We start from the raw sequence: 11209 nt of genomic DNA on the forward strand, positions 1-11209 counted from the left end.
TTGCTTTATGTTGTAAAGTCGCTATTTGTTGCGTCAAGAGGCGTAGCGATAAATGAAAGCCCCCGTCGTCTAGCGGCCTAGGACTACGCCCTCTCACGGCGCCAACACCGGTTCAAATCCGGTCGGGGGTACGAAGACGGAACGGTTCCAAGAGCCGCGAAGCCTGCCAATTGGGGTATGGTGTAATTGGCAACACAGGTGATTCTGGTTCATCCATTCTTGGTTCGAGTCCAGGTACCCCAGCGAATAGCTCTCGTAGAACGAGGGCTTTTTTGTTATCTATATAAATTTCTGAGAATCATACGTTTAAAAATCAAAAACCCCGGCGCGTGACCGGGGTTAGAGAAAAGAGAAGAAGAGAGGTTAAGTTCTTTAAGGTTTCGTAACTACTTGTTTGTAGTTCGTTTTCCTTTTGATGTATCTATAATAAACACATTATGCTGAGTGCAATAATGCGATTGCCTGTAAGTTTCCTGTGAATTTGTAACTATTTTGCTGATTTTTGCTGATTTCCACCCATTCTTCACAAGTTTGCACCTGTTTTTTCGTTGGATCAACGAGTTTTGCGAATCTCAATCATTTTGCAAGCAAACCGATTTTTACAAGAATTAGCGAATTTTTGAAAACGCTGCAAAAAATTTAGTGAGTCGTTTCGTATCTGCCGTATGCTTAAAGTATGAGTGATTCTGCACAATCTGAAGTTACTGCAAACGCAGAGCTTCCTTTATCAATTTCAGCGCGATTGGGACGCTTACAGTTCCATCTTTCTGGTAAGTTTCGCGTACTTCAATGTGCAGATGTTCAAGATGTTCCTAAAGTGTCGTCGGATACTATTCGACTAATTGAATCTGCTTGCAGCGCCGTGCGTCCTGATTTGGTTGTGTTTACAGGTAATCAGATTGCTGGCTACGAAAAAGTTTTTTCAAGCACTTTTACGCGCAGACGTTGGCAGAAGTCTGAAAATATGCCTGACTGTGATAGGAAACAGCTACTTCAGCAGGTTAAAAACGGAATATCTCGCTTAGTTGAACCATTAGAAAAGCGCAAAATTCCATGGGTTGTAACATATGGTAATCATGATTTTCAGTGTGGATTAAGTAACGAGGAGCTTGACTCACTGTATCGTGAATTTTCTTGCTGCATGAATCGTGTTTCTAACTATACGTCTTCATCAAGCGCAATGCAGTCAACGAATTGTATTTTACACAAGCAGATTATATTGCCTTGTGAGCCAGGCACTTTCGCTCTTCCTGTTATGGACGAAAGCCAAGAGAACGTTGTTTTTTCAATTGTTTTAATAGATTCAGGAGATTATTCTCAATCGGGCGGCTATGGCCAGCCTTCTAAAAAGGCTCTTAATTTTGTAGAGAAGCTTCCGGATTCTTTGCCGCCTCGTTTCTGCGTGTTTCAGCATTTTCCGTTGCAACAGTATTATCGTGTTCTTCGTGAGGTTTCTAAAGATTCTGCTGCACAAGAAAGCGCAATTGAAGGGTATCGTACTTTTTCTGGACGTTACTACGCTCTTGACGAGAATCGTGTTCTTCCGGACGGCTATTTGGGCGAGGGCATTAGTTGCCCAGATGTTGACAGCGGCGAGTTTGCGCTTTTAGCTAAAGTTGGCGCGTTTGCTGTTGTTGCTGGTCACGATCATCTAAATGCTTTTGCTGGTAAAGAGCCTGAAAAGAATATGCTTCTTATTGCAACTCCTACTTGTGGATTTAGTTCATACGGCCCGGAGCCTGCAAAGCGTGGTGTACGTTTGCTTGAATTTGATATTCGTCACCCATTTGAACCGCGCACGCAAATGCTGGAATTTGGCAATCTTGTTGGCAAACCATCAACTAAAAAGGCTTATACGTATGGTCTTACCGCAGAATCTGAGCATGATTTACCTGAGGTTGATTTATTGCGAAAACCATCATTGTTAACTAAGTTAATTCGCAGATGGCGTCAGCATCAAACCCATTAAAATGCGAGTTTAGTGGAGTTAGTATTTTATTAAGCAATATATCTGAGCGCGTTGGCAAGTATGCCGGTATGATAGTTAATAGTTTTTTAGCGCGAACGAAAGAGGTAAACGTGTCCGCACATAATACGGCTGAACAGAACAACAATAGTGGCATTGATGCTGCAGACGTGTTGCATGTAGAAGGTGGTAAGCCGCTTAATGGCACTATTAAAGTGCGTGGTGCGAAGAATTTTGTAAGCAAGGCAATGGTTGCTGCTCTTTTAGCACCTGGAAAGTCTGTGCTTAAAAATGTTCCAGAAATTCGTGACGTGCATGTTGTTTCAGATTTATTGCGTTTGCATGGTGTTTCTGTAGACGTAAATGGTCCGGAAGGAATCGTTACAATCGACGCAACAAAAGTGCAGCTCGCAGATGTTGCAGACGTCGATACTCTTTCCGGCTCTTCGCGTATTCCTATTCTTTTCTCTGGCCCTCTTCTTCATCGTCTTGGAGAAGCGTTTATTCCAGCGCTTGGAGGCTGTAATATTGGCGGTCGCCCAATTGATTTCCATCTTGAAACCTTGCGAAAGCTTGGTGCAAATGTAGATAAAGATCACGAGGATGGCATTCATATTACTGCACCTAACGGTTTGCACGGTACTAAAATTCATCTGCCGTATCCTTCTGTTGGAGCAACGGAGCAGACTTTACTTGCAGCAGTTCTTGCAGAAGGTCGAACTGAGCTTTCGGGTGCTGCAATTGAGCCTGAAATTATGGATTTGGTAGCTGTTTTGCAAAAAATGGGTGCGATTATTTCTGTAGACGTTGACCGTACTTTCCGAATTGAAGGCGTAAAAGAATTACAAGGCTATACGCATACTTCACTAACCGATCGAATTGAAGCTGCTTCTTGGGCTTCGGCGGCTCTTGCTACTCACGGAGACGTGTTTATTAAGGGCGCAACTCAGCCGGAAATGATGACTTTCTTAAACGTGTTCCGCAAAGTTGGCGGACAATTCGACGTTACGGATAAAGGTATTAGATTCTGGCATCCGGGTGGAGATTTGCATCCTGTTGCTATTGAAACCGACGTGCATCCTGGTTTTATGACTGATTGGCAGCAGCCGCTTGTTGTTGCGCTTACTCAGGCGAAGGGCTTGAGTATTGTGCATGAAACGGTTTACGAGAATCGTTTTGGTTTCACTAAGCCTCTTGTCCAAATGGGTGCTATGGTTCAGCTGTATCGTGAGTGCTTGGGTTCTCTTCCTTGCCGCTTCCAGCAGCGTAATTACAAGCATTCTGCCGTGATTTTTGGACCTACTCCTTTAACCGGTCAAGATATTGATGTTCCGGATTTGCGAGGCGGTTTTAGTCACTTGATTGCAGCTCTTACTGCTAAAGGTCCATCTAATGTTCGCGGTATTTCGCTAATTGATCGCGGTTACGCTGATTTTCGCGGAAAACTTCTTGCACTTGGCGCGGATATTGACTAATTAATCCAAGTATTTTGTAGGATTCTAAGCTTTTAACCACAATAGGTAAAAAAGCTTTTTTATGCACGAAATTATCGATACAGTAGTCGCAATTGTAATTTAATTGCTCAGTAAATTAACCAAATTTTGCCGAGCAATTTACATTATTTAGATTGCGAGGATTGACGATGGTTTGTGTAGGAGGGCGATACCAGTTACTAGGAGAGCTGGGTTGCGGTGGTACTTCAACCGTATTTCTTGCGGTTGATACCGTGCTGCACAAACAGTGGGCTGTAAAAGAAACCTTGCTTCAAGGTGACGAATCGTATCGCAAAAATATAGTCCAATCTTTACGTGCTGAAGTTGATGTATTAAAAGAGTGCGATCACCCTGCAATACCTAGAATCGTCGATTTTTTTGAAGAAAATGGTCGAGCTTATGCCGTACGAGATTATGTAAAAGGACGTTCTCTTAAATCAATTGTTGACGAAGAAGGTTTACAAAACCCTGCAACGGTTAAAAACTGGGGAGTGCAATTATGCTCGGTTTTAGCTTACTTGCACTCGCATTATCCTCCAATTATTTATGGTGATCTTAAACCTTCAAACGTTATTATTTCGCAAGACGGAACAGTTCGTCTAATTGACTTTGGTGCCGCAAGCAAATTGTATACTCGCGAAGGATCTGTTGATTTTCAATCTGCTAGTATGAGAGGTTTTGAGAAATCAGATTTGCGTTTTGCAACTCCACGTTTTTCAGCGCCTGAAGTTTTAGATGGTAGTGAGGAAATAACTCCTGCTAGTGACGTTTATGCTCTTGGAATGACATTGAGATACGCGTTATTTCCTAGCGATGCTTCTAAAGCAGGTCTGCAAGCTGTAGCTGTAAGTAACGAAAATCGCGAATTGTTTGAGAATCTAGTATCTGTTATTGCACTGGCAACTACTTCTAACCCTTCCAACAGGTATAAAGATTGCGAAGAGATGCTTTCTGCGCTAGAGTCATGCGGATCAAGCAGCAGTCGAAGTTCATTAAATAATAAAAATTCTGTTATTAGCAGGCGCAAAAGTCGAGCATCTTCTATAAAGAGACGCGAACGTAGCGTGCATATTAGCTCTCCTGTAAAAACTGCAGGCTTATCTGCATTGCTGCTATTTTTTGTGGTTGTATTATTCAACTGCCTGCCTATTTTCAGCAGCAATGCAGCGGTTAAGCCTACGAACAAAACTTTAAGCGCAGAAGCGAAAATAAGTCGCCTGAAATTAATAAAGAAAAATAAAGCAGATTACGATTCTCTTATACGCATGGCAGAACGTGAAAGCAGCTCCGGTTTTGCTAAACGCTATATTTCGCGCGCTATGCAAATACAAAATAGCATGTTGCAAAAGCATTACGTTCGGCAAATGTCTTTTAGGCCTTTGCGCGTTTTGCTACGCTCGCAACTTGCGGATCAGCAGTGGAGTGTTGGGGAGGAGCGCGATTTTATGAGCTTAATAAGCAAGTATGATTATCAGCTGCGTTCAAATATCAACGATTGGGCAAGTATTTCTGGCGATATTGGTAAAGCGTATTGGTACTATTTTGCAGGATTTTCTGGAAAAGTTGTGAATGCGGAAAGGCTTTCGCGCATGCGAGTGGCGAGGGCTTGGTTTGTTGACGCATTGGCAACTTTCAAATCATCTTTAGTAAAAAATCAAGTGCACAAATTAAGCAATAAAGCAAGCATATTTAAGGCTTATGTTTCTATTTCTGATTGCTACGCTCGTCTTGTTGATGTTAGTACAGATTCTCCCAATGAAGAAACGTATAAACAGTATGTGAACTATTTGCAGAATCTTATAAAAATATCGAAGCAGAATAATGTGAACATACTTCGCATTGACACTGGTGAATTGGTGCTGCAATCCTTACACTCTTGGATGCGGATGTTGCGTGTAAGCGGTTTTAGTAAGCAAGAAGTTCAACAGTTATGTGATGATGCGAAAAATCTTCTTAATCAGTCACATGCTTCGAATGATGATGTTGTAAAAAGGCAAAAAGCTGCGCTTGATAGCGTGCTTAAAATTCAAGATGAAATAAACTCAATTTTTTCAGAAAAATAATTTAAGCAATAAAAGGTAATAAAAGTTAATAAAAGTAGAACAAAGTAACAGCAAAGTAATAACAAAATAAAACAAATAAGGGATTAACAAAAGGGGGAATATATGAAACAGCAAAATCGAGAAGGGTTTGCTAAGGTGAAACATTCTTTGTGGGGGAAGGCAGAGATGTCTTTTAATAAACTTATTAAAAGATCTTTAGCAAGATTTATTGCAGGTGTTTGCATCTCTGCATTTTTCTTTATGAGCATTGTTGCAGTATTGCTGCCGATTAATGCTTCCTACGCTCAAACAAAGAATATTAGTGTAACAACAGAAAACCATGTAAAAACGCAGAATGTCAACACTGATCGCAATTTGCACATACGACATATTTCTGTTATGCCAAACCAGCGAACAGTTCGCTCTAAAGCTAAGTACATGTTTACTAAGCGTCCAGTTTTGCTAGTTGTTACGGTTGACGGAATGGATGCGTCAACAATAAAGCGTATTCACAAAGTTTATGTAAATATTGGACGGTACAAAGTTGCTAATTCTAAAGCTGAGTTGGCTAAAACAGAAGTGTTGTCGTCTTTAGTTAATTTCCGCTACCAACTACGCCCTATCCCGGTAGGAGTAGTAAAAGTTGAGTTGAAAAGTCGCGGAATTTACGATTTGCGCGACGTTTCAGTGCGAATTGCGTCCGTGGCAATTGCGCCGCATCGCATATGGGGTGGTAGTAATGCAAATAAAAAGAACGAAAATAAGGCATCTAGTATTACTCGTGTAGCAAAATCTTCTACAAGTAAAATGAATTTTCAAGAGCCAATACTAAATATTCCTGCTTTAGCTGTAAATATTTCGGATTCAACGCAAAGTAGCAATATGCTAGATTCTGTACGTTTTGTGGTTATTGATTATACTGAGCCGCGGTTAAAGGTTATTTACGACAACAATACCGTTTACGGAGGTAAATATTTTAAGGCGAATCGTTCAGCTAGGGTAATAGTAGACGATGAGTCTTTTGCTTTTTCTTATCTTCTTAGAGACTCTTCGCCAATAGCAACTGTTAAAGCAAACGGAAAACAAGTTATTAATCTAACTGCTCAACAGTTTAAAAACGACAGTTTGCACCCAAACATTTGGTATGCAGATATTTCGTTTAATAAAGATGCTTCTTGGGAAGCTAAATATGCTGCTCAAGATTTGTCTGGCAATTTCAGTTCTTCGCGTAGTGACAATTTTGTTATTGATACTCACATTCCAACTGTTTCGATTAACGGTGTTAGTAATGGTGGAGCTTATTCTCATGAAGTAAAACCAACGGTTGTTATTAGTGATAATTATTTGAATCCAAAAAGTGTAAAGTGCTGGCTGCGTCGCATTCGTGGTGGTCAGAACGTAAATCCGGCTTCTGCAAAATTTAGTAATAACAGTGCAAAAGTCCAGTACGAAGCTTTTTATAGTGGTCCAAACGATGACGATATTTATCAGTTGCAGTGGAGCGCAAAAGATGTGGTAAATCATGAGATTCACGGAAGTATGCAATTTTCTATTAACAGCTCCGGGTCAACGTTTAGCTTAGATAGTTCAACTGCTGCAATGAACAACAAACAGTTGCAACATGCGAAAGATGTTCGTATTGAAGAAGTTAATGCCAGTGCTTTGGCGCATCCTGCAAAAGTCAGCGTTGTGCAAGACGGTGTTGAAAGAAACCTAAGTAAAAACGATTTTTCTGTAGCCGTAAGTACAGATCGCGGTTGGCCTCGTTTAACATACACTATTTTCCAACGTAATTTTGCGGATAATGCGAATTACAGAGTGTTAATTAATTCTGTAGATAAAGCAGGTAATCATTCCTCTAACGAGCGAGTAGTAGGTGAATCTAACGGAGTGCTACGTGCGTCTTCTGCGTCTTTGCGATTTACTGTAGATCATATTGCTCCTCTTGCAACAGCATTTGATATTCGTAAAAATTCAGTTTACAAAACTGAAAAAGATGGAAAATTAGTGAGAATTAGTGCAAAAGATAATATGGCTTTGAAATTAGTGTCATTTAATGTTGACGGCAAAGCTAAGCATATTTGGCGAGGAAAGTCGGCGAATAAGCCAGTGCTGTCTTTGAAAATGAAGCCTGATGGTGTGGCCCACGATGTTCTTGTAAAAGCTGTGGATTATGCAGGAAATATAACAGAGTTAAGATACAACAATGTGAAAGTTGTGCAGATTTCGCACAGTCTAAAAAAGATTTCTGCATTAGAAAAGAAGAAAAATGGTGGTAAAAAAGACGATAAAAATGATGATGTAGCAAGCTCTCAAGTGCAAGATTCGAATAATACAAATAATGCAAATAAAGCGGATTCTAATGTAGTATCTAATGATGATTTGAGCAGCGATTTGAATGATAAAAACACAAGTGGAAGAAGCTCGTCAAATCTGCTAGTAGTGCTTGCATATGTTGGAATAATCGTTGTGGCATTGTTATGCGTGGCTCTTGGAGCTGGAATAATCTACAAAAAGCATAAAAGTAGTAAGGAAGATGATTAAGTGCGCAATAGGGCTAAGCGAATAAAAAAGCCCACTGCGGTGGAATGAATGCAGTGGGCTTCGTGGAGCTAATGGTAATCGAAACCACGACCTCTTCGATGCGAACGAAGCGCTCTACCAACTGAGCTATAGCCCCAAAATTAAAAAATATATTGTCTTACGACTCTGCACACTGTACTACAAATCTTGTATAAAAACAATATTTCTTATAGTGCAGTGTGCATGAGTGTCGTAAGCGCAGTCTATTTAGATGCCTTTTTTGCTTTGTGTGCCTTGTATAAGCCAATAAAAGTTGGAACAAGTGAAATAAGTAAAATGGCAACAATCACTAATTCAAAATTCTTCTGTACGAAATCAATCTTTCCAAAGAAGTATCCAAGAAGCGTGAAAAGTGAGGACCATATAATTCCGCCAAGAATAGAAAATGGTGTAAAACGAACCCAGCGCATTCCGGATACGCCGGAAATAAACGGCATGAACGTGCGAATAAATGGGAAGAATCTGCCCAAAAATACAGCTAAAGGACCCCATTTTTCAATCATTGCTTCGGTTTTAGCAACGCGCTCTGGAGTAAGAGCCTTAACTTTACCAGATTCTACAATCTTGCGTCCGAAGAAATGGCCAATAAAGTAGTTGCACTGATCGCCAATAATAGGCGCTAGCCAAACAACCGCAAGCAACAGTGGAAGAGGCAGTGCGCTGTGACCAGTTTGAGCATCGGGAGCTGCAAAGAAACCAGCCGCAAAAAGCAAGGAATCTCCCGGCAAAAATGGGAAGAATACTACGCCTGTTTCAATAAAAATAATTAGAAAAATAAGACCTAATGCTGGAGCTGTACCCATCGCAATCCAACTTGCAATAGCGGAGCGTGGATCCTTAAGTAAGTTGACAATAAAATGAATAAATCCCATGATATCCTGTCGTATTTTTTGCGACTAAACGCCGCTTTTTAAGCAAAACGCATGCAAAACATGCCTTTACAATGAGACTAGCAGTCGGCATAAACGGCAAACATGTTAAGTGCACTACTTATTGCGCGAGTTATTGAATACAATAATAAAGTATTGATAAAATATTATTACTGTTATGCAGGTGTGCTTAAACTTGCGAAGGATTGGGCGAATGCTAAAGATTTGCAGGAGAATTATCTTATGACATTGAACGATGAACATAGTGAGAGTCCTAAAAGTTTTACGCCAATAAAAGTAAGACGACGTCCAACATCTTCTAAAAGTGCTGTAACTGTAAAAAGTGCTGCGCCCGTAAAAAGTGCTGCGCCAGTAAAAGAAATATCAGATGAGTATTTAAGCTCAGATTTGCCTGAAACAGAATTATCAATTGCCGATTTTTCGCGTAAACATGCGAATCCTAAGCGTTGGTGGATATATTTAGGAATATTATTGCTCGCAATTGTTCTACCGTATTGGGTTGGACGCACTCTTGCTGTTCAATATACGTCGTGGGTTGTTTCGCATTGTGCAGGACTGTCTGCTCAAGGAGTAGTTTTTATTTCCTGGGTTATTACAGTTGCTGCTTTTACAAGTCTTGCAATGGCTTTAATTGAATCAAGTAGCTGGGTTTGGAGATTTATTTTTGTGGTGTTCCTAGCTTTTGAACAGCTTATTGCGGGATTGTGTATGTTAAGTATGAGTTTTTGGTATTCAACTTACGTAGTTTATGGTCATGCTTCCGGGCTTGCTAACGCAGCTAATCTTGGCATTATTTCTGCAGGATTTGCTGTGGCTGTTTTTGCCGTATTGTTCGTTGGCTTGCTTGTTATTATTCCTAAAAAATCGCGTTTAAATGTACTAACTCGCAGCTGGGCATCTTTTATTATGTTTTACGCTGTTGAAGTTTTGGCAATTCTAGTTGTGCTATTTGGTGGCTTTATGACCGCAATGTAATATTTTGTACGGCAAATTTTGATTAACAATAACAACTTGTTGACGATAATTGTATCTAGTGCTATACCGAGTGATGTATATGCTCTTCTTTAAAAGAAAGTGGCTTTATTATGAAACGATATAGCAAAAGCATTTTTACGGCTTTAGTTTCTCTTTGTTTATCATTGTTTTTATTTAAGGTCTAATGAACATTACGGTGGGAAGACTCGTTGGGTTGGTTTGCAGAGTCTTTACTAAAAGATTTTTAGATATAGGTGTATATGAAATTACATATTGGTTTATTTCACAGTAATCGAGACAATAAGCGCTGGTATATTGCATTGCGATGCGTGGCAGTGTACATCATTGTATGGCTATGCGTTTTTAATATGTTAAATGGCGCAAAAGAATCGTACTATCAACAATATTACGATTTGGATTATGCTCTTGATATTGATGGGTCAATTACAGAATCGTTGGAAATTGCTCATAAAAAATCTCCTGGCCATGAACCTAATATACAAGAATCTGCTCCACTTTCATGTAATGATTGTCAAGATAAGCTGTCGGACGAAGGTGTACCACTGATAACCACAATGCTTTTTGATTATTTCAAATTTAAGAACGCGACGAGCAACATTACAAAAGCAAAATATGAATTGTTTGATCACTCACTGTCTATATCTGATACGTATGTGACGCATAATTATGAATATGATTAAAAGATGTCATATGCGTATTTCAACTTGTTGACGAGTGGTTGTATAATAGAGATTCGGCGTGTAACGCCCGCGGATTGAGAGCGCTACAACAGAAGGTTGTGGCACCGCGCAGTGATATTAAGGAGGACGCCGTGGCATTAACGGCTGAAGATAAGAAGAACATTATCAACGAATACGCGACGCACGAGGGTGACACGGGTTCCCCAGAAGTGCAGGTCGCTTTGCTTAGCAAGCGCATTGCTGACCTTACTGAGCACTTGAAGGAGCACAAGCACGATCATCATTCTCGTCGCGGCTTGTTGCTCATGGTTGGTGACCGTCGCCGTCTTCTTGATTACTTGAAGCGAGTTGACATCAATCGCTATCGTTCTTTGATTGATCGACTCGGCTTGCGCCGATAGTCTTTTAGCCCGGGCTTAGCTCGGGCTTTTGTATATATTTATATATACATAATTGAAAGCATAATTTAAAATTGAATCATAACTAAAGATTGAAGAATAATTTAATATTAAAATAATTTAAGATTGAAGCATAACTAAATACGGATGATTGAAGTAAC

Annotated in this window: 8 protein-coding genes and 3 tRNA genes; 9 read left to right on the forward strand and 2 right to left on the reverse strand. The window is 40.1% G+C overall.

What is annotated here, in order from left to right; genetic code table 11:
* Window positions 1-58: 58 nt before the first annotated feature.
* The 6 genes from HXT35_RS04425 (at window position 59) to HXT35_RS04450 (ending at window position 8045) form a co-directional block, all read left to right on the forward strand.
* Window positions 59-131: transfer RNA gene (locus tag HXT35_RS04425), tRNA-Glu, on the forward strand.
* Between the two features lie 40 nt (window positions 132-171).
* Window positions 172-243, forward strand: a tRNA-Gln gene (locus HXT35_RS04430).
* Window positions 244-676: 433 nt separating this feature from the next.
* Complete coding sequence (locus HXT35_RS04435; RefSeq protein ID WP_004129597.1) at window positions 677-1969, forward strand: metallophosphoesterase; 1293 nt, start codon at window positions 677-679, stop codon at window positions 1967-1969.
* Window positions 1970-2079: 110 nt separating this feature from the next.
* The gene (murA, locus tag HXT35_RS04440) at window positions 2080-3441 is read left to right on the forward strand and encodes a UDP-N-acetylglucosamine 1-carboxyvinyltransferase (RefSeq protein ID WP_050543282.1); all 1362 of its coding nucleotides are present in this window, start codon (window positions 2080-2082) and stop codon (window positions 3439-3441) included.
* A 167-nt stretch (window positions 3442-3608) separates the two neighbouring features.
* On the forward strand, window positions 3609-5522 hold the full coding sequence (locus HXT35_RS04445) for a serine/threonine protein kinase (RefSeq protein WP_004129591.1): 1914 nt from the start codon (window positions 3609-3611) through the stop codon (window positions 5520-5522).
* Between the two features lie 102 nt (window positions 5523-5624).
* A complete protein-coding gene (locus tag HXT35_RS04450; protein WP_004129590.1) occupies window positions 5625-8045 on the forward strand; it encodes a hypothetical protein in 2421 nt (806 codons plus the stop codon).
* Window positions 8046-8108: 63 nt separating this feature from the next.
* Here the strand turns inward: HXT35_RS04450 and HXT35_RS04455 are convergent.
* Both HXT35_RS04455 and HXT35_RS04460 read right to left on the reverse strand, forming a co-directional pair.
* A tRNA-Ala gene (locus tag HXT35_RS04455) sits at window positions 8109-8181 on the reverse strand.
* Between the two features lie 106 nt (window positions 8182-8287).
* The gene (locus HXT35_RS04460) at window positions 8288-8956 is read right to left on the reverse strand and encodes a DedA family protein (protein ID WP_004129588.1); all 669 of its coding nucleotides are present in this window, start codon (window positions 8954-8956) and stop codon (window positions 8288-8290) included.
* A gap of 240 nt (window positions 8957-9196) precedes the next feature.
* On the opposite strand from HXT35_RS04460, the gene HXT35_RS04465 reads away from it, so the two are divergent.
* The 3 genes from HXT35_RS04465 (at window position 9197) to rpsO (ending at window position 11051) form a co-directional block, all read left to right on the forward strand.
* Window positions 9197-9949, forward strand: coding sequence for a hypothetical protein (locus tag HXT35_RS04465; protein WP_032843737.1), 753 nt, complete (start codon window positions 9197-9199; stop codon window positions 9947-9949).
* Window positions 9950-10209: 260 nt separating this feature from the next.
* Window positions 10210-10650, forward strand: coding sequence for a hypothetical protein (locus HXT35_RS04470; protein ID WP_004129585.1), 441 nt, complete (start codon window positions 10210-10212; stop codon window positions 10648-10650).
* Between the two features lie 131 nt (window positions 10651-10781).
* Window positions 10782-11051 (forward strand): 30S ribosomal protein S15, encoded by a 270-nt coding sequence (gene rpsO, locus HXT35_RS04475; RefSeq protein ID WP_004129583.1) that lies wholly within the window; start codon window positions 10782-10784, stop codon window positions 11049-11051.
* Window positions 11052-11209: the final 158 nt, after the last annotated feature.

It is taken from the genome of Gardnerella sp. DNF01141 (genome assembly GCF_049244255.1).
Lineage (GTDB): Bacteria > Actinomycetota > Actinomycetes > Actinomycetales > Bifidobacteriaceae > Bifidobacterium > Bifidobacterium vaginale_E.

Coding starts and splice junctions, on each gene's coding strand:
- HXT35_RS04465 (WP_032843737.1), top strand. CDS start 9,197: ATGACATTGAACGATGAACATAGTGAGAGTCCTAAAAGTTTTACGCCA.
- HXT35_RS04470 (WP_004129585.1), top strand. CDS start 10,210: ATGAAATTACATATTGGTTTATTTCACAGTAATCGAGACAATAAGCGC.
- HXT35_RS04450 (WP_004129590.1), top strand. CDS start 5,625: ATGAAACAGCAAAATCGAGAAGGGTTTGCTAAGGTGAAACATTCTTTG.
- HXT35_RS04435 (WP_004129597.1), top strand. CDS start 677: ATGAGTGATTCTGCACAATCTGAAGTTACTGCAAACGCAGAGCTTCCT.
- HXT35_RS04460 (WP_004129588.1), bottom strand. CDS start 8,956: ATGGGATTTATTCATTTTATTGTCAACTTACTTAAGGATCCACGCTCC.
- HXT35_RS04445 (WP_004129591.1), top strand. CDS start 3,609: ATGGTTTGTGTAGGAGGGCGATACCAGTTACTAGGAGAGCTGGGTTGC.